This window comes from Scandinavium sp., from assembly GCF_036271055.1.
In the GTDB taxonomy this organism is placed as follows: Bacteria; Pseudomonadota; Gammaproteobacteria; order Enterobacterales; family Enterobacteriaceae; genus Scandinavium.
The window spans coordinates 116,934-141,062 of the sequence record NZ_DATBBJ010000024.1 but is presented as its reverse complement, the minus strand read 5'-3'; the positions used below and the strand labels follow the sequence as shown (position 1 = coordinate 141,062).

The 24,129-nt window shown below is 53.0% G+C and carries 21 protein-coding genes, 1 pseudogene and 1 riboswitch; of the genes and pseudogenes, 16 read left to right on the top strand and 6 right to left on the bottom strand.

Annotation, left to right across the window (positions count from 1 at the left end):
• Window positions 1–5: 5 nt before the first annotated feature.
• Window positions 6–111, bottom strand: a riboswitch (TPP riboswitch).
• Window positions 112–270: 159 nt separating this feature from the next.
• The gene (gene sgrR / locus VH187_RS02840) at window positions 271–1,926 is read right to left on the bottom strand and encodes an HTH-type transcriptional regulator SgrR (RefSeq protein ID WP_329699965.1); all 1,656 of its coding nucleotides are present in this window, start codon (window positions 1,924–1,926) and stop codon (window positions 271–273) included.
• 87 nt (window positions 1,927–2,013) lie between these two features.
• On the opposite strand from sgrR, the gene sgrT reads away from it, so the two are divergent.
• From sgrT to arsC, 5 genes and pseudogenes are all read left to right on the top strand, one after another.
• Complete coding sequence (sgrT, locus tag VH187_RS02835) at window positions 2,014–2,169, top strand: glucose uptake inhibitor SgrT (protein WP_329699964.1); 156 nt, start codon at window positions 2,014–2,016, stop codon at window positions 2,167–2,169.
• A gap of 117 nt (window positions 2,170–2,286) precedes the next feature.
• Entirely contained in the window at window positions 2,287–3,465 is a 1,179-nt protein-coding gene (locus VH187_RS02830) for a sugar efflux transporter (protein WP_329699963.1), read from the top strand.
• A gap of 192 nt (window positions 3,466–3,657) precedes the next feature.
• Window positions 3,658–3,978 carry a metalloregulator ArsR/SmtB family transcription factor gene (locus tag VH187_RS02825; RefSeq protein WP_329699962.1) on the top strand — a complete coding sequence of 107 codons (321 nt, stop codon included), beginning with the start codon at window positions 3,658–3,660 and terminating at the stop codon, window positions 3,976–3,978.
• A gap of 44 nt (window positions 3,979–4,022) precedes the next feature.
• Window positions 4,023–5,312: pseudogene (locus tag VH187_RS02820) on the top strand (arsenic transporter).
• A 12-nt stretch (window positions 5,313–5,324) separates the two neighbouring features.
• Window positions 5,325–5,753, top strand: a complete 429-nt coding sequence (gene arsC / locus VH187_RS02815) for a glutaredoxin-dependent arsenate reductase (RefSeq protein ID WP_329699961.1) — start codon at window positions 5,325–5,327, stop codon at window positions 5,751–5,753.
• 85 nt (window positions 5,754–5,838) lie between these two features.
• Here arsC and leuD read toward each other — a convergent pair whose 3' ends face one another.
• The 5 genes from leuD to leuL all read right to left on the bottom strand — a co-directional run bounded on the left by leuD (window position 5,839) and on the right by leuL (window position 10,699).
• Window positions 5,839–6,444, bottom strand: coding sequence for a 3-isopropylmalate dehydratase small subunit (leuD, locus tag VH187_RS02810; RefSeq protein WP_329699960.1), 606 nt, complete (start codon window positions 6,442–6,444; stop codon window positions 5,839–5,841).
• A gap of 10 nt (window positions 6,445–6,454) precedes the next feature.
• Window positions 6,455–7,855 (bottom strand): 3-isopropylmalate dehydratase large subunit, encoded by a 1,401-nt coding sequence (gene leuC / locus VH187_RS02805; protein WP_329699959.1) that lies wholly within the window; start codon window positions 7,853–7,855, stop codon window positions 6,455–6,457.
• Window positions 7,856–7,857: 2 nt separating this feature from the next.
• Entirely contained in the window at window positions 7,858–8,949 is a 1,092-nt protein-coding gene (gene leuB, locus VH187_RS02800) for a 3-isopropylmalate dehydrogenase (RefSeq protein ID WP_329699958.1), read from the bottom strand.
• Entirely contained in the window at window positions 8,949–10,520 is a 1,572-nt protein-coding gene (leuA, locus tag VH187_RS02795) for a 2-isopropylmalate synthase (protein WP_329699957.1), read from the bottom strand. The genes leuB and leuA overlap by 1 nt, the downstream gene beginning before the upstream one ends.
• Before the next feature lie 92 nt (window positions 10,521–10,612).
• A complete protein-coding gene (gene leuL / locus VH187_RS23430; RefSeq protein ID WP_414713897.1) occupies window positions 10,613–10,699 on the bottom strand; it encodes a leu operon leader peptide in 87 nt (28 codons plus the stop codon).
• 639 nt (window positions 10,700–11,338) lie between these two features.
• On the opposite strand from leuL, the gene leuO reads away from it, so the two are divergent.
• The 11 genes from leuO to mraY all read left to right on the top strand — a co-directional run bounded on the left by leuO (window position 11,339) and on the right by mraY (window position 24,128).
• Complete coding sequence (leuO, locus tag VH187_RS02790; RefSeq protein ID WP_329699956.1) at window positions 11,339–12,289, top strand: transcriptional regulator LeuO; 951 nt, start codon at window positions 11,339–11,341, stop codon at window positions 12,287–12,289.
• 384 nt (window positions 12,290–12,673) lie between these two features.
• Window positions 12,674–14,398 (top strand): acetolactate synthase 3 large subunit, encoded by a 1,725-nt coding sequence (gene ilvI / locus VH187_RS02785; RefSeq protein ID WP_329699955.1) that lies wholly within the window; start codon window positions 12,674–12,676, stop codon window positions 14,396–14,398.
• A 2-nt stretch (window positions 14,399–14,400) separates the two neighbouring features.
• Window positions 14,401–14,892 (top strand): acetolactate synthase small subunit, encoded by a 492-nt coding sequence (gene ilvN / locus VH187_RS02780; protein WP_329699954.1) that lies wholly within the window; start codon window positions 14,401–14,403, stop codon window positions 14,890–14,892.
• Window positions 14,893–15,072: 180 nt separating this feature from the next.
• Window positions 15,073–16,077: a catabolite repressor/activator gene (gene cra, locus VH187_RS02775; protein ID WP_329699953.1), complete on the top strand. Its 1,005-nt coding sequence runs from the start codon at window positions 15,073–15,075 to the stop codon at window positions 16,075–16,077.
• A gap of 600 nt (window positions 16,078–16,677) precedes the next feature.
• Window positions 16,678–17,136: a division/cell wall cluster transcriptional repressor MraZ gene (mraZ, locus tag VH187_RS02770; RefSeq protein WP_329699952.1), complete on the top strand. Its 459-nt coding sequence runs from the start codon at window positions 16,678–16,680 to the stop codon at window positions 17,134–17,136.
• A 1-nt stretch (window position 17,137) separates the two neighbouring features.
• The gene (gene rsmH / locus VH187_RS02765) at window positions 17,138–18,079 is read left to right on the top strand and encodes a 16S rRNA (cytosine(1402)-N(4))-methyltransferase RsmH (RefSeq protein WP_329699951.1); all 942 of its coding nucleotides are present in this window, start codon (window positions 17,138–17,140) and stop codon (window positions 18,077–18,079) included.
• Complete coding sequence (gene ftsL / locus VH187_RS02760; RefSeq protein ID WP_110510760.1) at window positions 18,076–18,441, top strand: cell division protein FtsL; 366 nt, start codon at window positions 18,076–18,078, stop codon at window positions 18,439–18,441. The genes rsmH and ftsL overlap by 4 nt, the downstream gene beginning before the upstream one ends.
• 15 nt (window positions 18,442–18,456) lie before the next feature.
• Window positions 18,457–20,223 carry a peptidoglycan glycosyltransferase FtsI gene (locus tag VH187_RS02755; RefSeq protein WP_329699950.1) on the top strand — a complete coding sequence of 589 codons (1,767 nt, stop codon included), beginning with the start codon at window positions 18,457–18,459 and terminating at the stop codon, window positions 20,221–20,223.
• Entirely contained in the window at window positions 20,210–21,697 is a 1,488-nt protein-coding gene (murE, locus tag VH187_RS02750) for a UDP-N-acetylmuramoyl-L-alanyl-D-glutamate--2,6-diaminopimelate ligase (protein ID WP_329699949.1), read from the top strand. Before VH187_RS02755 ends, murE begins: the two co-directional genes overlap by 14 nt.
• Complete coding sequence (gene murF, locus VH187_RS02745; RefSeq protein WP_329699948.1) at window positions 21,694–23,052, top strand: UDP-N-acetylmuramoyl-tripeptide--D-alanyl-D-alanine ligase; 1,359 nt, start codon at window positions 21,694–21,696, stop codon at window positions 23,050–23,052. The genes murE and murF overlap by 4 nt, the downstream gene beginning before the upstream one ends.
• Complete coding sequence (mraY, locus tag VH187_RS02740) at window positions 23,046–24,128, top strand: phospho-N-acetylmuramoyl-pentapeptide-transferase (RefSeq protein ID WP_329699947.1); 1,083 nt, start codon at window positions 23,046–23,048, stop codon at window positions 24,126–24,128. The genes murF and mraY overlap by 7 nt, the downstream gene beginning before the upstream one ends.
• Window position 24,129: the final 1 nt, after the last annotated feature.

The following is a 24,129-nucleotide window of genomic DNA, read 5'->3' as shown; positions in this document are numbered from 1 at the left end:
AAGGATTTTGAGATAGCCTCAAATCCCTTCGCCGGCATTATCCGGATCAGGTTCGACGGGTATTATCTCAGCACGCATTCTTTGCAGAACGCAGCACCCCGTTGAGAACGGCGCTATTGTAATGAGTTTGTGACATTTCAGGAAGCCCCCGTCATACTTCGAGCCGCAGCTGCGTTGGCTGCACTCCCTCACCCCAGTCACTTACTTAAGTAAGCTCCTGGGATTCACTCTCTTGCCGCCTTTCTGCAACTCGAATTATTTAGGGGGTGGTTAGGGCTCCGGTGGCGCAAACCATGCAGACTTAAAATCAAACCAGCCTAATGTGTTCATGCGCAGGCCTCGCATACTGCGCTGGCCCTGAATTCTCAGCCAGTGGTGGATGAGCGGCACGATTGAACGCTGGGCGATCAACTGCTGCGACCAATTGGCGAGATTGATCTCCCCGGCCTGCCAGTCGGTAGCGGCCTGTTGCCAGTCCAGCGGAATACAGTGCTGGATAAGCGGCACTTCAAACAATTGAGCAAACAGCGAGAAATCCAGCGGCAGCGTGAAGTTAGCGCTATTGAGCCACATGTCGCTCTGCGCCTCGCCGCGATGCCATTCGTCGTAATCGACTTCCTGGATCTCCAGCGTCACCTGATGTTCAGCAAGCAGACGGCTCATGATAAGCGCGATGTTTTTATGCTCCAGATGTTCCCGATAATAAGTGAGTTTTAACGTTTCCAGGCCAGCGGGTTTATCGCCTTTCCCCGGACGGGCGTGATGCCAGCGCGGCAATAATCCGTACGCCGGGAACCAGTAACCCTGATATTGCTCGTCTGCGTGGTAAAGCAAATTGGCCGGGGAGAGGATCTCGCTCACCCAGCGGCGCACTTCGTCGGATAAACCTTTTTGGCTGCGGGCGTCGAAAAGCAGGTAATAACAACCTTCTTCGAGGCGGCTTTCTACCGCTTTTTCACCTTCTGTTGACCCTTCCAGCGTCAGGCCGCAGGTTACCTCGTCGCCAATTTCCGGCAGCACCCAGACGTTCACTTCGTCGATCAGCGCCCGATAACCGAAGAAATCATCAAAGGCGTGAATTTTTAGCTGGTTTTGATTATTGCGCGCGACTGCGTAAGGACCGGTGCCAATGGGGAGGCTGGAAAAATTGTTCATTGTTTCCCATTCGCGCGGCAGGATCATCGCCGGAATGTGTCCGAGCAGCCACGGCAGCCAGCAGTCCGGTCGAGCGAGATGAATATCCAGCGTCCAGGCGGTTGGTGAATCAATGCGGGAGATGTGGGCATACAGCGGCAAGCTGTTAATGCGCTGCAAAGAAACGATTACGTCATCCATTTCCAGCTCACGACCGTGATGAAAATGAATACCAGGACGAAGATAAAAACGCCAGTGTAAAGGGGAAATCTGCTGCCAGTGGTGGGCTATATCGGCTTCCAGTTCCCCGTTTTCCTCATTTATTCGCGTCAGGGCGCTGAAAATCTGACGCGCAATGTGGGTTTCCGAGCGTCGTAATGGCGTGCCGGGCAGCAGGTTTCGCATGGGGCGATAGTAAAGCACCCGCAGAATATGCCGCCCCTGGCGAAAACTGCGGCCCAAATGTGAGACCAGCATCTGCCGAACGGTGGCTTTATCGCCGACCAGTTGCACTAACTGATCGATACGATCCTGTTCGAGCAAATCTTCCGCGCGCTGTTGCTGGAGCGCCAGCCCGGTATACAGAAACGTCAGGTGTGAGCGCTTACCGCGTCCGGCTTCTGCTTTCCACGTCAGCCAGCCTCTGTCTTCCATGGTATTCAGCAGCGTGCGCATGTGGCGGCGCGAACAACTGAGCAATTCAGCCAGCTCGTTAAGCGTGGTGTCCTGGGATTTTCCGTCACAGCATTGCCATAAGCGGATGAACTGTTGTTGCAGACGACCAGAGGACATAAAAGGGGAACTCCCGGCGAAAACTCAGCAATTTATTTATCCTCATATTAAGCCAATAATTGATTTCGATGAAGTGAGGAGGTGAAGATGAAGAAGCCAACTGTTTGTCAGTTTTATCAACAGTACTTTTTGGCGACACAAGGAGTGTCATGGCTGGCCCGCCTGGTCGCAGGAACGCGTCTGAAAATGCTGGAAGAATTGATGCAGTGGAACGTTACATCCACGGTTTCGGATCGACATTAACTTGACTTGATCATGTGTGACTGAGTATTGGTATCAGGCGATAGCCTTGAAACACCCGCCAGCAGAATGCTACTGCTGGCTTTTTTCGTTTTCTCTTTTTGTACTTAAGGATGGAACATGCTCTGGCTGATGACGATGGGACGACGGCTGAATGGCGTATATGCCGCTTTTATGCTGGTGGCTTTTATGGTCGGCGTGGCTGGGGCATTGCAGGCGCCGACACTGAGCTTGTTTCTCAGCCGGGAAGTGGGCGTGCAGCCGTTCTGGGTCGGACTGTTTTACACCGTCAATGCGATTGCAGGAATTATCGTCAGCCTTGGGTTGGCGAAACGCTCCGATAACCAGGGCGATCGCCGTAAGCTGATTATGTTCTGCTGCCTGATGGCGGTGGGGAATGCGTTGCTGTTCGCTTTCAATCGCCATTATCTGACGCTTATCACCTGCGGCGTTTTCCTTGCCTCTCTGGCGAATACCGCGATGCCACAGCTTTTCGCCCTTGCGCGTGAATATGCCGACAGCTCGGCGCGTGAAGTGGTGATGTTCAGTTCGATTATGCGTGCGCAGCTTTCACTGGCGTGGGTTATCGGGCCGCCGCTGGCCTTTATGCTGGCGCTGAATTACGGCTTTACCACCATGTTTTCCATCGCCGCCGGGATTTTTGTCATAAGCCTGGTGCTGATCGCCTTTGCGCTGCCGTCGGTGGCGCGGGTTGAACAATCAGAAGCCGTGCCGGTTACGGAAATCAGCGGCTGGGGCGATAAAAACGTTCGCATGTTATTTGTCGCTTCCACGCTGATGTGGACCTGCAACACCATGTACATCATCGATATGCCGTTGTGGATCAGCGCAGATTTAGGATTGCCGGACAAGCTGGCGGGAATTTTAATGGGCACGGCGGCAGGGCTTGAGATCCCCGCGATGATCCTCGCGGGCTACTACGTGAAACACTTCGGCAAACGACGGATGATGATTACTGCGGTTGCCGCCGGAGTATTGTTCTATATCGGCCTAATCCTGTTCCACAGCCGTGAAGCGTTGCTGATGTTGCAGTTGTTTAACGCCGTGTTCATCGGCATTGTCGCCGGAATAGGCATGCTCTGGTTCCAGGATTTGATGCCGGGCAGGGCGGGTTCAGCGACGACGTTATTCACCAACAGCATTTCTACCGGTGTGATCCTGGCGGGCGTGATTCAGGGCGCGGTATCACAAAGCTGGGGTCATCAGTATGTTTACTGGGTGATTGCGGCGGTTTCTTTGGCGACGCTGGCGCTGACGTGTCGGGTGAAGGACGTGTGATTTTCTGCAAGTAAGTACGAGACTTCAGTATTCAAATCTGCCGACTGTTTTTGTGCTGCGCCTCAAAGTGGCATTGATGCTTTCATTCTGAGTGTCAATGCCCCCCATGTTTACCACTTTTTATAATCCGTGATATTCAAACAAACACATATGATTTATCATATGTGTATTCTGCGTTTATCAGGAGAAAAAATGCTCCAGCCTGTTCAGCTATTCAAAATTCTGTCGGATGAAACCCGGCTGGCTATCATCATGTTGCTCCGAGAATCCGGCGAACTCTGCGTGTGTGATATCTGTGGAGCGGTTGCCGAGTCTCAGCCCAAAATATCCCGTCATATGGCGATATTGCGCGAAGCGCAACTGGTTATTGATCGTCGGGAGGGAAAATGGATCCACTATCGCCTTTCCCCTCATATGCCTGCCTGGGCCGCAGAGACCATTACGACCACCTGGCATTGTCTTCGGGATGATGTGTGTGGCTGGCTGGCAAAATCGACGACCTCATCCTGCTAAAACACGTGAACACATCTATTTAAACATATGTTATGGAGCCGAAGATGATTCTGGCCGGGACTATTTTTTTACTGACGCTGATACTGGTTATCTGGCAGCCCAGAGGGCTTAATATTGGCTGGAGCGCCAGTATTGGTGCGGTGCTGGCGCTGATCACTGGGGTTATTCATGTGGGCGATATTCCGGTGGTGTGGAATATCGTCTGGAACGCGACGGCGACATTTATCGCCGTGATTATCATCAGTCTGTTGCTTGATGAGTCGGGCTTTTTCGAATGGGCGGCGTTGCATGTTTCCCGCTGGGGCAACGGTCGCGGGCGTTTATTGTTTACCTGGATTGTGCTGCTGGGGGCGGCGGTGGCCGCGTTGTTTGCTAACGATGGCGCAGCCCTGATCCTGACGCCGATTGTGATTGCCATGCTGCTGGCGCTGGGATTCAGCAAAGGAACGACATTGGCGTTTGTGATGGCCGCTGGGTTTATTGCTGATACCGCGAGCCTGCCGCTTATTGTGTCTAATCTGGTGAACATAGTCTCGGCTGACTACTTCCGACTTGGCTTCACGCAATATGCGTCGGTGATGGTGCCTGTCGATATCGCCGCGATTGCCGCCACGCTGGTGATGCTGCATCTCTTCTTTCGCCGTGATATTCCCGCGACTTACGACGTTGCGCTTCTGAAAGCACCCGCCAGCGCAATTTAAGACCCCGCAACCTTCAAAGCGGGGGCGATTGTGCTGGTGCTTTTGCTCGTCGGTTTCTTTGTGCTTGAACCGCTGGGGATCCCTGTCAGCGCGATTGCCGCTGTCGGTGCTGTGATTTTGTTTGCCGTTGCGAAAAGAGGCCATGCCATCAATACCGGGAAAGTCTTACGGGGCGCGCCGTGGCAGATTGTTATTTTCTCTCTGGGCATGTACCTGGTGGTTTATGGGCTGAGAAACGCGGGGCTGACGGAATACCTTTCCAGCGTGCTGAATGTGCTGGCAGAACACGGATTGTGGTCTGCGACGTTTGGCACCGGCTTCCTGACGGCCTTTTTGTCATCGGTGATGAATAACATGCCAACCGTACTGATTGGCGCGTTGTCGATAGACGGGAGTACCGCAACAGGCGTCATTAAAGAGGCAATGATCTATGCCAATATCATTGGTTGCGACCTGGGGCCAAAAATCACGCCGATTGGCAGCCTGGCGACTCTGTTGTGGTTGCATGTGCTGTCACAGAAAAATATGACCATCACCTGGGGATATTACTTCCGCACGGGCGTCATCATGACTCTACCTGTGCTGTTTGTCACTCTGACTGCGCTGGCGCTGCGGCTTTCAGTCACCCTGTAATGAGATACTGATATGAACAACATAACGATCTATCACAACCCGGCCTGTGGCACGTCGCGTAATACGCTGGAGATGATCCGCAACAGCGGCACTGAACCGACCATCATTCATTATCTTGAGACGCCGCCGTCCCATGATGAGCTGGTTAAACTTATTGCCGATATGGGGATTTCTGTACGTGCTCTGCTGCGTAAGAACGTTGAGTCTTACGAACAACTGGGCCTTGCGGAAGATAAATTCAGCGATGAGCAACTCATGGGCTTTATGCTCGACCACCCCATTCTGATTAACCGTCCCATCGTTGTGACACCGCTCGGAACCCGGCTGTGTCGTCCTTCGGAGGTCGTGCTTGATATTCTGCCTGAGTCACAGAAAGGGGCCTTCACGAAGGAAGATGGTGAAAGTGTGATTGATGAAGCAGGGAAGCGAGTAAAACCGTAATCGCTGGACAGTAAATTCAGCGGTACCTGAAAATAAAAAGGGTTCGCATCGGCGAACCCTTTTTGCGAAGCCGAAGCCCCGCACGTTAGCCCATAAACGCAGGCTGTTTGTTTTCGTACTCGGAAATAGCCGCTTCGTGTTGCAGCGTCAGCCCGATGCTGTCCAGACCGTTCAGCATGCAGTGGCGGCGGAAGGCGTCGATGTTAAAGCTGTAAGTCTTATCGCCTGCTTTCACCACCTGCGCTTCCAAATCCACTTCAAACGTCATGCCCGGATTTGCCTGCACCTGTATGAACAGATCGTCGACCTGTTCATCGCTCAGGGTGACTGGCAGCAACTGGTTGTTGAAACTGTTGCCGTAGAAGATGTCGGCAAAGCTTGGGGCAATCACCACTTTGAAGCCGTAGTCGGTCAGCGCCCACGGAGCGTGTTCACGGGAGGAGCCGCAGCCAAAGTTTTCACGCGCCAGCAAAATGGATGCGCCTTTAAACTCCGGGAAGTTCAGCACGAATTCCGGATTGGGCTGCTCGCCTTTGTCGTCGAGGAAGCGCCAGTCGTTGAACAAATGCGCGCCAAAACCGGTGCGGGTTACTTTCTGCAAAAACTGCTTAGGAATGATTGCATCAGTATCTACGTTAGCCGCATCCAAAGGGACAACCAGGCCAGTGTGTTGGGTAAATTTCTCTGCCATGATGCGGTCCTTATTTCATGCTACGAATGTCGGCAAAATGGCCGGTAACGGCAGCCGCTGCGGCCATCGCCGGGCTAACCAGATGCGTGCGACCACCACGGCCCTGACGGCCTTCAAAGTTACGGTTGCTGGTGGATGCGCAGCGCTCGCCCGGATTCAGACGGTCGTTGTTCATCGCCAGGCACATGGAGCAGCCTGGTAAACGCCATTCAAAACCGGCTTCGATGAAAATCTTATCCAGTCCTTCCGCTTCGGCTTGCGCTTTCACCGGGCCGGAGCCTGGCACCACTAACGCCTGCACGCCTGGAGCGACTTTACGGCCTTTAGCGATTTCCGCAGCGGCGCGTAAATCTTCGATACGGGAGTTAGTGCAAGAACCGATAAAGACTTTGTCGATGGTGACGTCGGTCAGCGGTACGCCCGGTTTCAGGCCCATATATGCCAGCGCTTTTTCAGCACTTGCACGTTCCACCGGATCGGCGAACGAAGCAGGATCAGGGATGCTGTCGTTGACAGAAATCACCTGGCCCGGATTCGTTCCCCAGGTAACCTGTGGCGCAATTTCTTCGGCCTGCAAGGTCACAACGGTGTCGAATTTCGCGTCTTCGTCGGTGCTGAACGTTTTCCAGTAGGCAACGGCGTCTTCATAGTTCTGGCCTTTCGGCGCGTGCAGACGGCCTTTCACATAATTAAATGTGGTTTCGTCCGGTGCGACCAGACCCGCTTTGGCACCCATTTCAATCGCCATGTTGCACAGGGTCATGCGGCCTTCCATGGTTAACGCCTGAATGGCATCACCGCAGAATTCCACTACGTGACCCGTGCCGCCAGCGCTGCCGGTTTTGCCGATAATCGCCAGTACGATGTCTTTCGCAGTAATGCCCGGTGCGGCTTTACCGTTGACTTCGATTTTCATGGTTTTGGCGCGGCCCTGTTTCAGGGTCTGCGTGGCCAGAACATGTTCAACTTCGGAGGTGCCGATCCCAAACGCCAGTGCGCCAAACGCACCGTGAGTCGCGGTGTGCGAGTCGCCACATACGATGGTCATGCCCGGCAAGGTAATGCCTTGTTCTGGGCCCATCACGTGCACGATGCCCTGATACGGGTGATTCAGGTCGTACAGTTCAACGCCGAATTCGTTACAGTTCTTGATCAATTCCTGCATCTGAATGCGGGCCATTTCACCGGACGCATTAATGTCTTTGGTCTGCGTGGAAACGTTGTGATCCATCGTCGCGAAGGTTTTGCCCGGCTGGCGCACCGGACGATGGTGCGCGCGCAGGCCGTCAAACGCCTGCGGTGAGGTCACTTCGTGAACCAGATGACGGTCGATATACAGCAATGGGGTTTCGTTTGGCGCTTCGTGCACGATATGCGCATCAAACAATTTTTCATATAACGTCTTCGCCATGATTACACCCCTTGAGCTACATAGCGGGCGATGATGTCGCCCATTTCATCGGTACTGACAGCCGCGTTGCCGCGAGCCAAATCACCTGTGCGCACTCCTTCTTCTAATGCGCGGTTAATGGCGCTTTCGATAGCGTCGGCGGCATCATTGGCATTCAAGCTGTAGCGCAGCAACAGCGCCAGGGAAAGGATCTGCGCAATAGGGTTAGCAATATTTTTGCCTGCGATATCCGGGGCTGAACCACCTGCTGGCTCATACAGACCAAAACCTTGCTCGTTCAGGCTGGCGGAAGGCAACATCCCCATTGAACCGGTGATCATCGCGCATTCGTCAGACAAAATGTCGCCAAACAGGTTGGAGCACAGCAGCACGTCGAACTGCGACGGGTCTTTAATTAACTGCATGGTGGCGTTGTCGATGTACATGTGTGCCAGCTCAACGTCCGGGTACTCTTTGGCGATTTCGTTGACAATTTCACGCCACAAAATGGAGGACTGCAGGACGTTCGCTTTATCAATGGAGGTCACTTTGTGACGACGCTTACGGGCGGATTCAAACGCGATACGCGCGATACGCTCGATTTCAAACCGGTGATACACCTCGGTATCGAAGGCTTTTTCGTGCTGACCGCTGCCTTCGCGACCTTTCGGTTGACCGAAGTAGATCCCGCCCGTCAATTCACGCACGCATAAAATGTCAAAACCGTTGGCGGCGATGTCGGCGCGCAGTGGGCAGAACTCTTCCAGCCCCTGGTACAGTTTGGCCGGACGCAGGTTAGAGAACAGTTTGAAGTGCTTACGCAGTGGCAGTAACGCGCCGCGCTCAGGCTGTTCTGCTGGTGGCAGGTTTTCCCATTTTGGGCCGCCTACGGAGCCGAACAGGATTGCATCGGCCTGCTCACAGCCTTCGACGGTCGCCTGCGGCAACGGTTTCCCATGCTTGTCGATGGCGATACCGCCCACATCATGGTGGCTGGTGGTGATGCGCATATCAAAACGCTGACGAACGGCTTCCAGGACTTTCAGGGCTTGCGCCATCACTTCCGGGCCAATACCGTCGCCCGGCAAAACAGCAATATGGTAATTCTTCGACATTACACGGTTTCCTTTTTGTTCTCGTTATTCTGCGCTTTGCGCTGCAACTCTTTTTCAACTTCATTGGCGCGCCAGATGTTATTCAGCACGTGAACCATCGCTTTGGCGGAGGATTCGACGATGTCTGTCGCCAGACCAACGCCGTGGAAACGACGACCGTTGTATGTCGCAACAATATCCACCTGGCCCAGCGCATCTTTGCCGTGGCCTTTCGCGGTGAGGCCATATTTCACCAGTTCGATGTTGAAGTTGGTGATGCGGTTGATGGCCTGGTAAACCGCATCAACCGGACCGTTACCGTTAGCGGCTTCGGCTTTCACTTCTTCGCCGCAGGCCAGTTTGACCGACGCAGTCGCGATATCGTTGGAGCCTGACTGCACGCTGAAGTAGTCCAGACGGAAATGCTCTGGCTCTTCCTGTTGCTTGTTAATGAAGGCCAATGCTTCCAGGTCGTAGTCGAAAACCTGACCTTTTTTGTCGGCCAGTTTCAGGAAGGCGTCGTACAGATTGTCCATGCTGTAATCGGACTCTTTGTAGCCCATTTCATCCATACGGTGTTTCACTGCCGCACGACCGGAACGAGAGGTCAGGTTCAATTGCACCTGATTCAGGCCGATAGATTCCGGGGTCATGATTTCGTAGTTTTCGCGGTTTTTCAGCACGCCGTCCTGGTGAATACCGGAGGAGTGGGCGAAGGCCCCGGTGCCAACAATCGCTTTGTTTGCCGGAACCGGCATGTTGCAAATCTGGCTGACGGTCTGGCTGGTGCGCCAGATTTCGTTGTGATTGATGCGGGTCTGCACGTTCATGATGTCTTTGCGGACCTTAATCGCCATGATCACTTCTTCCAGCGAACAGTTACCCGCGCGCTCGCCAATACCGTTCATCGCGCCTTCGACCTGACGTGCTCCTGCATGAACTGCGGCAATGGCGTTGCCGACAGCCAACCCTAAATCGTCATGGGTGTGAACGGAGATGATGGCTTTATCAATGTTGGGTACGCGCTCGTACAGGCCGGAAATGATGTTGGCGAACTCGAACGGCATGGTATAGCCGACAGTGTCTGGAATGTTGATGGTGCGAGCGCCAGCGTTGATCGCCGCTTCAACCACGCGAGACAAATCTTCAATCGGCGTGCGGCCTGCATCTTCGCAAGAGAACTCAACGTCGTCGGTGTAGTTGCGAGCGCGTTTAATCATATAGATCGAACGTTCGATGACTTCGTCCAGCGTGCTGCGCAGCTTGGTGGCGATGTGCATCGGCGACGTGGCGATAAAAGTATGGATCCGGAATGCTTCCGCTACTTTCAGCGATTCAGCGGCAACATCAATATCTTTCTCGACACAGCGGGCCAGCGCGCAAACGCGGCTATTTTTGATGGTGCGTGCAATGGTCTGAACGGACTCGAAATCGCCAGGGGAAGAGACAGGGAAACCGACTTCCATCACATCAACGCCCATACGTTCGAGGGCCAGCGCGATTTGCAGTTTCTCTTTCACGCTCAGACTTGCCTGTAATGCCTGTTCACCGTCACGTAAGGTGGTATCGAAGATAACGACTTGTTGGCTCATGGTTTTAGGTCCTTGTCAGTCTTTGGTCGCCTTGCTACGAGCATAAAAAAACCCGCGCTAAGGCGCGGGTTTTAGTCTTACTGGATGATGACTTAACGCAAAATGTCGCCCACCAGTCTACCGCGCAGAGTGAATGCGTTTAGTAGTAGTAGGCTGGTGAAACGAGAGGTGCGTGTCATTGCGTCATGCTCCAGATGAATTCGATGTCTATTAGTGGTACTGGATATGCAGATTGATGTCAATCTTTTCTGAGATGACCAGGTGGTTGTCTGACGCTTTAATCAGAAAATTCTTTGGCTAATTGTGCTAGTGTTGGTTTTTTTTATCGCATATTATTTCAGGGATCATTCATGTCTTTAATAAAATGAATCAAACAACAATATTTTTTTTCATCTGGAAACGGACAGTATTGCTGGGGCTGCGTTTGTAACGCAATGATATAGTGACAGTTAATGAAGTAAGATTGTAGGATTTAGGAATTTTCATAGATAATTGATAATCAATTGTTATGTGGCAACTGTTTTTTTAAATTGCAGCATTAAGAATATCGAATTGGTCTTGTGCAAAAGTGCTGTTGTTTATTTGCCTGGTTTATGATTAAAATTCATCTACAAAGCACGCGTTATTGTTTGGCGGTTAATTGAACGTGGTTGAGTCTCCTGTTTACCACGGTTCTTGTTGCTCTGCAGGTTGAACTTTATAAATTCCTAATTTTCTCTGTGTCTCTTCTTCTGAATGTATATGCGTGTTAAATCATATTCTCAGTATTTATTGCTGTACCCAGGTAAAGGGAGTTAAGTGTGACAGTGGAGTCAAGTATGATCGTTGAAAAAGAAGCCCCCCCATCAAGTTCTGGTCAGGAACATGCTCGCCTACAGCTCCGTTCAGTGGACCTCAATTTACTGACAGTATTTGATGCGGTTATGCAGGAACAGAATATTACGCGTGCGGCGCATCTGTTGGGAATGTCACAGCCTGCCGTCAGTAATGCCGTGTCTCGCCTGAAAGTGATGTTCAACGATGAACTGTTTGTACGCTACGGGCGCGGGATTCAACCCACGGCGAGAGCCTCTCAACTTTTTGGTTCAGTCCGTCAGGCATTGCAATTAGTACAGAATGAGTTACCAGGGTCAGGGTTTGAGCCTGTTAGCAGTGAGCGTGTGTTTAATCTTTGTGTTTGCAGTCCATTAGATAATTCATTGACCTCATTAATTCTTAATAATGTGAACGAGGTCGCACCGAATATCCATTTAGTATTTAAGTCCTGCTTAAATCAAAATACAGAACACCAGTTGCGTTACCAGGAGCTGGAGTTTGTAATCGGTTATGAAGAGTTCCGCCGTCCTGAATTTGCCTGTGTCCCTCTTTTCAGAGATGAGATGGTGCTGGTTGCCAGCGCAAACCATCCTCGACTTGTTGGGCCGCTGAAAGAAAGTGATATTTATCGTGAAGAGCATGCTGTTGTTTCTTTGGAACGTTATGCCTCTTTCAGCCAGCCCTGGTATGACACGGTAGAGAAACAGTCACGCGTTGCTTATCAAGGTATGGCATTAGTCAGCGTATTAAATGTTGTGTCACAGACCGAACTGGTGGCAGTGGCGCCACGCTGGTTGGCCGAAACATTTATTAATAAGCTTAATATTCAGATCTTGCCATTACCGATGAAATTAAACAGCCGAACCTGTTTCCTTTCGTGGCATGAAGCCGCTGGCCGGGATAAAGGTCATAAATGGATGGAGGAGTTGCTGGTGTCGGTGTGCAGCCATTAATTTCTGAGCGGTAAACCAGATGCGAATGTGTCTGGTTTATCCTGCTGATGTGCTTAATATCGATATATTATTCTAATGTGTTTTCCTTGAGTCTTTTACCGCTGCATTAAAAATGCATGATCCCCTGCTATTTGTCTTTTCCTCCGAGTTTTTTCCAGCATCTTTTCTCCTTTCTGAAGCATTCCACCATTTAGCGTGAATGCATCTTTCTTTTCTTCTGTATGGCGCTGTTCAGGCGACCAGATGGCTGATTGCCTGCCCGAGAGCGAGCGGTTATGTTAAGGAAATGCTGTCATTCTAAAATCAATGGGGCGCGATAAAACCCTGTTGTATGGCGATGCGAAAATGAGTTTCGCCGTCATTAACCAAGCCTGGAGGCAAAGCATGGAGATGTTGTCTGGCGCCGAGATGGTCGTTCGATCGTTAATTGATCAGGGCGTGAAGCAGGTATTTGGCTATCCTGGCGGCGCAGTGCTCGATATTTATGATGCGCTGCATACCGTTGGTGGAATTGATCATGTGCTGGTTCGCCACGAACAAGCCGCCGTGCATATGGCTGATGGCCTGGCGCGTGCGACGGGTGAAGTCGGAGTTGTGCTGGTGACGTCCGGTCCCGGTGCGACCAATGCGATCACCGGGATTGCGACAGCCTATATGGATTCTATTCCCTTAGTGATCCTTTCCGGACAGGTTGCGACTTCGCTGATTGGTTACGATGCCTTTCAGGAGTGCGACATGGTCGGCGTTTCCCGCCCGGTGGTAAAACACAGCTTCCTGGTCAAACAAACAGAAGATATCCCCGGCGTGCTGAAAAAGGCGTTTTGGCTGGCGGCCAGTGGTCGACCTGGCCCGGTGGTGGTTGACCTACCGAAAGATATTCTGAGCCCGGCCAATAAGCTGCCATACAGCTGGCCTGACGCGGTCAGCATGCGCTCTTATAATCCAACCACAACAGGCCATAAAGGCCAAATTAAGCGTGCATTGCAAACGTTAATTGCAGCCAAAAAACCGGTGGTTTACGTTGGTGGCGGGGCGATTACATCGTCGAGCGAAGCGGTATTACGCACGCTGATTGAAAAACTGAATTTGCCTGTCGCTTCATCATTAATGGGGTTAGGCGCATTTCCGGCGACTCACCGGCAGGCGCTGGGCATGCTCGGGATGCATGGAACGTATGAAGCCAACATGACCATGCACAACTCCGACGTGATTTTTGCCGTCGGGGTTCGCTTTGACGACCGCACGACCAACAATCTCGCAAAATACTGCCCGAACGCGACCGTGCTGCACATCGATATCGATCCAACCTCTATTTCCAAAACTGTGTCTGCCGATGTGCCGATTGTGGGCGATGCGCGTCAGGTGCTGGAACAGATGCTTGAGTTGCTGGAGCAGGAAACGACGACGCAGCCATTAGATGATATTCGTGACTGGTGGCAGCAGATTGAGCAGTGGCGTGCGCGTCAATGCCTGAAATACGACACGCAGAGTGAACATATCAAGCCTCAGGCGGTGATCGAAACCATCTGGAAACTGACCAACGGTGAAGCCTACGTTACGTCCGATGTCGGCCAGCATCAGATGTTTGCGGCACTTTATTATCCGTTTGATAAACCGCGTCGCTGGATAAATTCAGGTGGTCTCGGCACCATGGGCTTCGGTCTGCCCGCTGCGCTGGGCGTTAAGATGGCGCTTCCAGAGGAAACGGTGGTCTGCGTTACCGGCGATGGCAGCATTCAGATGAATATTCAGGAACTGTCGACGGCGCTTCAGTATGAGTTGCCTGTGCTGGTGCTTAACCTGAATAACGGCTATCTCGGAATGGTGAAGCAGTGGCAGGACATGATCTATTCTGGTCGCCATTCGCAGTCTTATATGTCATCACTGCCTGATTTTGTTCGTCTGGCTGAGGCCTACGGACATGTTGGGATCCGCATCAGCGACCCGAAAGAGCTTGAAGCGAGGCTGAGTGAAGCGCTGACCCAGGTGCGCAACAACCGCCTGGTCTTTGTGGATGTGATTGTCGATGGCAGCGAGCATGTCTATCCGATGCACATTCGCGGCGGCGGTATGGATGAAATGTGGTTGAGCAAAACGGAGAGAACCTGATTATGCGCCGGATACTATCAGTCCTGTTGGAGAATGAATCAGGTGCTTTATCGCGCGTGATTGGGTTGTTCTCTCAGCGTGGCTATAACATTGAAAGCCTGACGGTCGCCCCAACCGACGATCCCACGCTTTCCCGCATGACCATTCAGACGGTCGGTGATGCGAAAGTGATCGAGCAGATCGAAAAACAGCTGCACAAACTGGTGGACGTTTTGCGCGTTAGCGAATTGGGGCAGGGCGCGCATGTTGAGCGCGAGATCATGCTGGTGAAAGTGCAGGCCAGCGGTTATGGGCGTGAAGAAGTAAAGCGCAATACCGAGATCTTCCGTGGGCAGATAATCGACGTCACACCATCTATCTACACCGTCCAATTGGCGGGCACCAGCGATAAGCTGGATGCTTTCCTGGCGTCATTGCGCGATGTCGCACGGATAGTAGAAGTCGCGCGTTCAGGCATCGTTGGCTTGTCCCGCGGTGACAAGATAATGCGATAAGCCTACGTTTCCTCCGAAATACGTAGCCCGACCTCAGATGTCGGGCTTTTTTTTGCGAAATCAGCGGTAAGTGTCGATAAAAGCGGTTGCCGCTGTGGACATTCTGCGCTTAGATGTTATGGAATTTATTCCATGATTTAACAATGGTTATGGATCGTACATTTTAAGCAAGGGGCAATTGTGAAACTGGATGAAATCGCGCGGCTTGCCGGCGTGTCACGCACCACGGCGAGCTATGTGATCAATGGAAAAGCGAAACAGTATCGTGTCAGCGATAAAACTGTCGATAAGGTCATGGCCGTTGTGCGCGAGCATAACTATCATCCTAACGCCGTTGCCGCTGGCTTGCGTGCGGGTCGTACTCGCTCAATTGGCCTCGTTATTCCTGATCTCGAAAACACCAGTTACACCCGCATTGCGAATTACCTTGAGCGTCAGGCGCGCCAGCGTGGTTATCAACTGCTGATCGCGTGTTCTGAAGATCAACCAGACAACGAAATGCGCTGTATTGAGCATCTTCTGCAGCGCCAGGTGGATGCGATTATCGTCTCCACGTCTTTGCCACCTGAACATCCTTTCTATCAACGCTGGGCGAACGATCCTTTCCCGATCGTGGCACTTGATCGCGCGCTCGATCGTGAACATTTCACCAGTGTGGTCGGTGCGGATCAGGAAGACGCCGAAGCATTGGCTACTGAATTGCGTAAATTTCCTGCGGATACGGTGTTATATCTCGGTGCATTGCCAGAGTTGTCGGTGAGCTTCCTGCGTGAACAAGGTTTCCGCACGGCCTGGAAAGATGACCCACGTGAAGTGAATTATCTTTACGCCAACAGCTATGAGCGTGAAGCCGCGGCACAGTTGTTTGAAAAATGGCTGGAGACGCATCCTATGCCGCAAGCGCTGTTTACCACGTCGTTTGCGCTGCTGCAGGGGGTCATGGACGTCACGTTGCGTCGTGAAGGAAAACTGCCTTCTGAGCTGGCTATTGCCACCTTTGGGGATCACGAGTTGCTCGATTTCCTTCAGTGTCCGGTGTTGGCTGTGGCGCAACGTCACCGCGATGTAGCCGAACGCGTGCTGGAAATCGTACTGGCAAGCCTTGATGAACCGCGTAAGCCGAAACCAGGTCTCAGCCGAATTCGTCGTAATCTGTATCGTCGCGGTAGTCTCAGCCGCCGATAGGCCATTCAGGAAAGGCAATAGCGTTAAATTGCCTTTCCCTTTTCCTCCAGAAAAAGATGAAAATTCTTATTCAGACAATTCCCTAAAATTCCGTCATTCTCTATTAATTTTTCGTTATAAAAAGATTTAGCGGGATTAATTTAGGTTAATAAAAAGTAAAGAACGGTTCGTTTTGTATTGTTTTGTTACATTCATGTCGCCTTTTGCAGAATTAACAGTCACTTCATCGATCCTCACACATTTCCTCACGCTTTACGGGCCTCCGGCTGGTAGAAACAGTTCTGCCAAGGGCTATTAACGCGGGAGAGAATGTCCTAAAATGCCGCGCACGTCGCAAACTGACACTTTATATTTTCACCTTTGTGAAATTGGGTTGTTCAAAATCGTTACGAACCTGTTGGTTTTTTTCTTGCCACTATTCATGACGTTATTTTGCCTCGTTCGCTGGACAGAAATTAAACAGGGCGAATATTGGTGCCCTTTATTGAGTTTTTCAACTCGTATAGCACCAGTGCTGGCTTGACAAGCTTTTCCTCCGCTCCGTAAACTCCTTTAGTGGGGATTTGTGGGTGAAAGTGGAGAAAAAGGGGTGAGGCTGGCATGTTCCGTGGAGCTGCATTAGTCAATCTCGACAGCAAAGGGCGCTTAGCGGTGCCGACCCGATACCGGGATTTGCTGCTTGAGAACGCTACAGGTCAAATGGTTTGCACCATTGACATCCATCACCCATGCCTGCTGCTTTACCCTCTGCCTGAATGGGAAGTCATCGAGCAAAAATTGTCGCGACTGTCGAGCATGAATCCCGCAGAACGCCGCGTACAGCGTCTGTTGCTGGGACATGCCAGCGAATGTCAAATGGACAACGCCGGTCGTTTGCTGATTGCGCCGGTTTTACGGCAACACGCCGGACTGACGAAAGAAGTGATGCTGGTCGGACAGTTCAACAAGTTTGAACTGTGGGATGAAACGACCTGGTATCAACGGGTCAAGGAAGATATCGATGCTGAGCAGTCCGCCTCCGGAGAGTTGTCGGAGCGGTTGCAGGACTTGTCCTTATAAAATGATGGAAAATTTTAAACATACAACGGTACTGCTGGACGAGGCTGTCAACGGCCTGAACATTCGTCCTGACGGTATTTACATTGACGGCACTTTTGGTCGCGGTGGCCACTCACGCCTGATCCTTTCGCAGCTTGGCGCGCAAGGGCAGTTGCTGGCTATCGACAGAGATCCAGAAGCTATCGCTGTGGCGAATGCCATCGATGACCCTCGCTTTTCCATCGTGCATGGACCTTTTTCTGCGCTGGGTGACTATGTCACCGAGCGTAATCTTGTTGGCAAGATCGACGGTATTTTGCTTGATCTTGGTGTCTCTTCACCGCAGCTCGATGATGCTGAGCGCGGCTTCTCCTTCATGCGTGATGGACCGCTGGATATGCGCATGGATCCGACGCGTGGACAGTCAGCCGCTGAATGGCTGCTGAATGCAGACGAAGCCGATATCGCCTGGGTGATTAAAACCTTTGGCGAAGAACGTTTTGGCAAACGCATCGCACGCGCCATCGTTGAGCGTAATCGCCTTGAGCCCATGACTCGCACCAAAGAACTGGCGCAGGTGATTGCGGCGGCGATGCCAGTGAAAGACAAATTCAAACATCCTGCGACCCGTACTTTCCAGGCGGTGCGCATCTGGGTGAACAGTGAACTTGAGGAAATAGAGCAGGCGCTAAAAAGCTCGCTCGGCGTGCTGGCCCCGGGAGGGCGGCTCTCCATCATTAGTTTCCACTCGCTGGAAGACCGTATTGTTAAACGCTTTATGCGTGAACAAAGCCGCGGTCCGCAAGTTCCGGCAGGGTTACCGATGACCGAAGAGCAACTCAGGAAGCTGGGTGGCCGTCAGTTGCGAGCATTAGGCAAGTTGATGCCGGGCGAAGAAGAAGTGGCAGAGAATCCACGCGCTCGTAGTTCAGTGCTGCGTATTGCAGAGAGGACGAACGCATGATCAGCAGAGTGTCAGAAGCCCTAAGCAAAGTGAAAGGGTCGTTAGGAAGCAACGAGCGCCATGCTTTGCCTGGCGTGATCGGCGACGATCTTTTGCGGTTTGGGAAGCTGCCACTCTGCCTGTTCATTTGCATTATTTTGTCGGCGATAACCGTGGTGACGACAGCGCACCACACCCGTTTGCTCACAGCACAACGTGAACAACTGGTTCTGGAACGCGACGCTCTGGATATCGAGTGGCGAAACCTGATCCTTGAAGAGAATGCACTCGGCGATCACAGCCGTGTTGAGCGGATCGCGACGGAGAAGCTGCAAATGCAGCATGTCGATCCTTCCCAGGAAAACATCGTTGTACAAAAATAAGGATTATCGCGACGCATGAAAGCAGCGGCAAAGACGCTTAAACAAAAACGTCAAGAACCACAGGCCAACTTTATCGGTTGGCGTTTTGCGTTGCTGTGCGGCTGTATTTTGCTGGCGATGGCTTTCTTGTTGGGCCGCGTGGCCTGGTTGCAGATAATCAACCCGGATATGCTGGTGCGCCAGGGCGATATGCGTTCCCTACGCGTGCAGGAAGTGACCACTTCTCGCGGCATGATAACCGACCGTTCTGGTCGCCCACTGGCGGTGAGTGTGCCGGTGAAAGCTATTTGGGCTGATCCGAAAGAATTGCACGATGCGGGCGGTGTCAGCATCGATAACCGCTGGAAGGCGCTGGCCGATGCGCTGAATATGCCGCTCGATCAGCTGGCGTCACGCATTAATACCAACCCGCGTATGCGCTTTATTTATCTGGCACGTCAGGTGAACCCTGATTTGGCAGATTACATCAAAAAGCTGAAGCTACCGGGGATTCATCTGCGCGAAGAGTCCCGCCGTTACTATCCTTCGGGCGAAGTGACTTCTCACCTTATCGGCTTCACCAACGTTGACAGCCAGGGCATTGAAGGCGTCGAAAAGAGCTTCGATAAATGGCTAACCGGTCAATCTGGTGAGCGTATCGTGCGCAAAGACCGCTATGGCCGCGTCATTGAAGATATCTCGTCCACGGACAGCCAGGCGGCGCATAATCTGGCGTTAAGCATCGACGAACGTTTACAGGCTCTGGTTTACCGCGAACTGAACAACGCCGTGGCGTTTAACAAAGCGGAGTCCGGCAGTGCGGTACTGGTCGATGTGAATACCGGTGAAGTGCTGGCGATGGCGAACAGCCCGTCATACAACCCGAACAATTTTACCGGTACGGCGAAAGACGTCATGCGTAACCGCGCCATCACCGATGTGTTCGAACCGGGTTCAACTGTAAAACCCATGGTGGTGATGACCGCTTTGCAGCGCGGTATCGTCAACGAAAGCACGGTGTTAAATACCGTGCCGTATCGAATTAACGGCCACGAAATCAAAGACGTGGGGCGTTACAGTGAATTGACCCTGACCGGGGTACTACAGAAGTCGAGTAACGTCGGTGTCTCCAAGCTGGCGTTAGCGATGCCGTCCTCAGCGTTAGTAGATACTTACTCACGTTTTGGATTGGGAAAGGCGACCAATTTGGGGTTGGTCGGAGAACGCAGTGGCTTATATCCTCAAAAACAACGGTGGTCTGACATAGAGAGGGCCACCTTCTCTTTCGGCTACGGGCTAATGGTAACGCCGTTACAGTTAGCGCGAGTCTACGCGACAATTGGCAGCTATGGGCTCTATCGCCCACTGTCGATAACCAAAGTTGATCCCCCGGTTCCCGGTGAACGTATCTTCCCGGAACCTATTGTTCGTACCGTTGTGCATATGATGGAAAGCGTGGCGCTGCCTGGCGGCGGCGGCGTGAAGGCAGCGATTAAAGGCTATCGCATCGCCATCAAAACCGGTACGGCGAAAAAAGTGGGACCCGACGGCAAATACATCAACAAATACATTGCTTACACTGCGGGCGTTGCGCCAGCCAGTAACCCACGTTTTGCGTTAGTGGTGGTGATTAACGATCCGCAAGCAGGTAAGTACTACGGCGGTGCCGTTTCCGCGCCAGTGTTTGGTGCCATCATGGGCGGCGTTCTTCGCACCATGAACATCGAGCCGGATGCGCTGGCGACGGGCGAAAGAAATGAATTTGTGACTAATCAAGGCGAGGGAACAGGTGGCAGATCGTAATTTGCGCGACCTTCTTGCTCCGTGGGTGCCAGGCGCACCGGAGCGGGCACTGCGAGAGATGACACTCGACAGCCGTGTAGCGGCGTCGGGCGATCTCTTCGTGGCTGTTTTAGGTCATCAGGCGGACGGGCGTCGATATATCCCGCAGGCGATAGCGCAAGGCGTGGCAGCCATTATTGCTGAAGCAAAAGATGAGGCCACCGATGGTGAAATCCGTGAAATGCACGGTGTGCCGGTCATCTATCTCAGCCAGCTTAACGAACGTTTGTCGGCTCTGGCCGGGCGCTTCTATAACCAGCCTTCTGAACAGTTACGTCTGGTGGGCGTCACCGGGACGAACGGCAAAACCACGACCACGCAGTTGCTGGCACAGTGGGCGCAGTTGCTCGGTGAAACCAGTGCGGTGATGGGAACCGTGGGCAATGGCCTGCTGGATAAAGTCATCCCGACGGAAAATACCACCGGTTCTGCGGTAGACGTGCAGCATGTGCTGTCTGGTCTGGCAGAGCAGGGCGCCACTTTTGGCGCAATGGAAGTCTCTTCACACGGTCTGGTTCAGCATCGGGTCTCTGCGCTCAAATTTGTCGCATCCGTGTTTACCAATCTCAGCCGCGATCATCTCGATTATCACGGCGACATGGAACAGTACGAAGCGGCGAAGTGGATGCTCTATTCCACGCACCATTTTGGTCAGGCGATTATCAACGCCGATGACGAAGTGGGCCGCCGTTGGCTGGCAAAATTGCCGGATGCCGTCGCGGTGTCGATGGAAGATCATATCAATCCGAATTGTCATGGACGTTGGCTGAAAGCCACTGCGGTGCGTTATCACGACGCAGGCGCAACCATTCAATTTGACTCCAACTGGGGTCACGGTGAAATCGAAAGCCGCCTGATGGGCGCCTTCAACGTCAGCAATTTGCTGCTGGCGCTGGCGACGCTGTTGGCGCTGGAGTATCCGCTGGCTGATTTGCTGAAAACCGCTGCGCGTTTACAGCCAGTTTGTGGTCGTATGGAAGTGTTCACCGCGCCGGGTAAACCGACGGTGGTCGTTGATTACGCTCATACGCCTGATGCGCTGGAGAAAGCGCTTGAAGCGGCTCGCCTGCACTGCGCGGGCAAGTTGTGGTGCGTGTTTGGTTGCGGCGGCGATCGCGATAAAGGCAAACGTCCGCTGATGGGCGCGATTGCCGAAGAGTTTGCGGATATCGCCGTGGTGACAGACGACAACCCACGCACTGAAGAGCCACGCGCCATTATCAACGATATTCTTGCCGGTATGCTCGATGCGGGCCATGCGAAAGTGATGGAAGGCCGTGCCGAAGCGGTGACCGCTGCCATCATGCAGGCCAAAGAAAACGACGTTGTGCTGCTGGCCGGTAAAGGCCATGAAGATTATCAGATCGTGGGCAATCGTCGCCTCGACTATTCTGACCGCGTGACTGCGGCGCGTTTGCTGGGAGTCGTCGCATGATCAGCATTACGCTAAGCCAAATCGCCGGGATCCTGAACGGCGAACTGCAAGGTCCGGACACCACGATTGATGCGGTGACCACGGACACGCGCAAAATCACAGCTGGCTGCCTGTTTGTGGCGCTGAAAGGCGAGCGATTCGACGCACACGATTTTGCCGAACAAGCGAAAGAAGCGGGCGCAGGCGCGCTGTTGGTGAGTCGTAAACTCGACTGCGCTTTGCCGCAGGTCATCGTGAAAGACACGCGTCTGGCGTTTGGCGAACTGGCAGCATGGGTTCGTCAGCAGGTGCCAACGCGCGTTGTGGCGTTAACCGGTTCTTCCGGTAAAACCTCGGTGAAAGAGATGGCTGCGTCCATTCTCAGCCAGTGCGGTAATACGCTGTACACCGCAGGCAATCTGAACAACGACATCGGTGTGCCGATGACGCTGCTGCGTCTGACCAAAGAACATCAATATGCCGTGATTGAACTGGGGGCGAACCATCAGGGTGAAATCGCCTGGACTGTAGATTTGACGCGTCCGGAAGCGGCGCTGGTTAACAATCTGGCGGCGGCACATCTCGAAGGCTTTGGTTCTCTGGCCGGTGTTGCGAAAGCGAAAGGCGAAATCTTCACGGGTCTGCCGCTGGACGGCATCGCCATTCTGAATGCGGACAATAACGACTGGCTGAACTGGCAGAGTGTTATTGGCGATCGCAAAGTGTGGCGCTTCTCACCGAATGCGGCGAACAGTGATTTCACCGCCAATAACATTCACGTCACCAGCCACGGCACCGAATTCACCGTGCAGACGCCTGTAGGCGATATCGACGTTCTGCTGCCGTTACCGGGTCGTCACAACATCGCCAATGCGCTGGCAGCCACGGCGCTAACGATGGCAGTGGGTGCGGATTTGAAGGCAGTGAAAGCGGGCCTCGCCACATTAAAAGCCGTTCCGGGGCGTCTGTTCCCGATTGAACTTGCCGAAAATCAGTTGCTGCTGGATGACTCCTATAACGCTAACGTCGGGTCGATGACCGCAGCGGCGCAAGTGCTGTCAGAAATGCCGGGCTACCGCGTGTTTGTAGTGGGCGACATGGCAGAACTGGGCGATGAAACCGTTGCCTGTCATCACCAGGTAGGCGAAGCGGCAAAAGCGGCAGGGATCGACTGCGTGATAAGCGTAGGCACGCTCAGCAAAACAATTAGCGACGCCAGCGGCGTGGGCGAGCATTTCGCCGACAAACCCGCAGCGATTGAGCGCCTGAAAGCACTCGTCGCAGAGCATCAAATCATCACTATTTTAGTGAAAGGTTCACGTAGCGCTGCCATGGAAGAGGTGGTTTGCGCACTACAGGAGAACGGAACATGTTAGTTTGGCTGGCCGAACATTTGGTCAAGTATTACTCCGGCTTTAACGTCTTTTCCTATCTGACGTTTCGCGCCATCGTCAGCCTGCTGACTGCGCTGTTCATCTCCCTGTGGATGGGCCCGCGTATGATTGCCCGTTTGCAAAAATTATCCTTCGGTCAGGTCGTGCGTAACGACGGTCCGGAGTCGCATTTCAGTAAGCGCGGCACGCCAACGATGGGCGGGATCATGATCCTGACAGCGATTGTGGTGTCGGTTCTGCTGTGGGCTTACCCATCTAACCCGTACGTCTGGTGCGTGCTGACGGTACTGGTGGGCTACGGCATCATCGGTTTTGTCGATGATTACCGCAAAGTCGTGCGTAAAGACACCAAAGGCCTGATTGCCCGCTGGAAGTATTTCTGGATGTCGGTGATTGCGCTCGGCGTGGCGTTTGCCCTGTATATGGCCGGCAAAGATACGCCAGCGACTGAGCTGGTGGTGCCGTTCTTTAAGGACGTGATGCCGCAGCTCGGCATTTTCTACATTCTGCTGGCCTACTTTGTGATTGTCGGGACCGGCAACGCGGTGAACCTGACGGACGGTCTGGACGGTCTGGCTATCATGCCAACAGTGTTCGTCGCGGGCGGCTTCTCGCTGGTGGCGTGGGCGACCGGTAACATGAACTTCGCCAACTACCTGCACATTCCTTATTTACGCCATGCGGGTGAGCTGGTGATCGTCTGTACGGCGATTGTCGGGGCCGGTTTAGGCTTCTTGTGGTTTAACACCTATCCGGCTCAGGTCTTCATGGGCGATGTCGGTTCTCTGGCGCTCGGCGGCGCGCTCGGCATTATCGCCGTGTTACTGCGTCAGGAATTCTTGTTGGTGATCATGGGCGGTGTATTTGTCGTCGAAACCCTGTCGGTGATTTTGCAGGTCGGCTCCTTCAAGCTGCGCGGTCAGCGCATCTTCCGTATGGCACCTATCCATCACCACTATGAACTGAAAGGCTGGCCGGAACCGCGCGTGATCGTGCGCTTCTGGATTATCTCGCTGATGCTGGTCCTGATTGGCCTGGCAACGCTGAAGGTACGTTAAT

Bases quoted from the DNA above. Each gene is read 5' to 3' on its own strand.
- sgrR (WP_329699965.1), bottom strand. From the start codon at position 1,926: ATGTCCTCTGGTCGTCTGCAACAACAGTTCATCCGCTTATGGCAATGC.
- sgrT (WP_329699964.1), top strand. From the start codon at position 2,014: ATGAAGAAGCCAACTGTTTGTCAGTTTTATCAACAGTACTTTTTGGCG.
- VH187_RS02830 (WP_329699963.1), top strand. From the start codon at position 2,287: ATGCTCTGGCTGATGACGATGGGACGACGGCTGAATGGCGTATATGCC.
- VH187_RS02825 (WP_329699962.1), top strand. From the start codon at position 3,658: ATGCTCCAGCCTGTTCAGCTATTCAAAATTCTGTCGGATGAAACCCGG.
- arsC (WP_329699961.1), top strand. From the start codon at position 5,325: ATGAACAACATAACGATCTATCACAACCCGGCCTGTGGCACGTCGCGT.
- leuD (WP_329699960.1), bottom strand. From the start codon at position 6,444: ATGGCAGAGAAATTTACCCAACACACTGGCCTGGTTGTCCCTTTGGAT.
- leuC (WP_329699959.1), bottom strand. From the start codon at position 7,855: ATGGCGAAGACGTTATATGAAAAATTGTTTGATGCGCATATCGTGCAC.
- leuB (WP_329699958.1), bottom strand. From the start codon at position 8,949: ATGTCGAAGAATTACCATATTGCTGTTTTGCCGGGCGACGGTATTGGC.
- leuA (WP_329699957.1), bottom strand. From the start codon at position 10,520: ATGAGCCAACAAGTCGTTATCTTCGATACCACCTTACGTGACGGTGAA.
- leuL (WP_414713897.1), bottom strand. From the start codon at position 10,699: ATGACACGCACCTCTCGTTTCACCAGCCTACTACTACTAAACGCATTC.
- leuO (WP_329699956.1), top strand. From the start codon at position 11,339: ATGATCGTTGAAAAAGAAGCCCCCCCATCAAGTTCTGGTCAGGAACAT.
- ilvI (WP_329699955.1), top strand. From the start codon at position 12,674: ATGGAGATGTTGTCTGGCGCCGAGATGGTCGTTCGATCGTTAATTGAT.
- ilvN (WP_329699954.1), top strand. From the start codon at position 14,401: ATGCGCCGGATACTATCAGTCCTGTTGGAGAATGAATCAGGTGCTTTA.
- mraZ (WP_329699952.1), top strand. From the start codon at position 16,678: ATGTTCCGTGGAGCTGCATTAGTCAATCTCGACAGCAAAGGGCGCTTA.
- rsmH (WP_329699951.1), top strand. From the start codon at position 17,138: ATGATGGAAAATTTTAAACATACAACGGTACTGCTGGACGAGGCTGTC.
- ftsL (WP_110510760.1), top strand. From the start codon at position 18,076: ATGATCAGCAGAGTGTCAGAAGCCCTAAGCAAAGTGAAAGGGTCGTTA.
- VH187_RS02755 (WP_329699950.1), top strand. From the start codon at position 18,457: ATGAAAGCAGCGGCAAAGACGCTTAAACAAAAACGTCAAGAACCACAG.
- murF (WP_329699948.1), top strand. From the start codon at position 21,694: ATGATCAGCATTACGCTAAGCCAAATCGCCGGGATCCTGAACGGCGAA.
- mraY (WP_329699947.1), top strand. From the start codon at position 23,046: ATGTTAGTTTGGCTGGCCGAACATTTGGTCAAGTATTACTCCGGCTTT.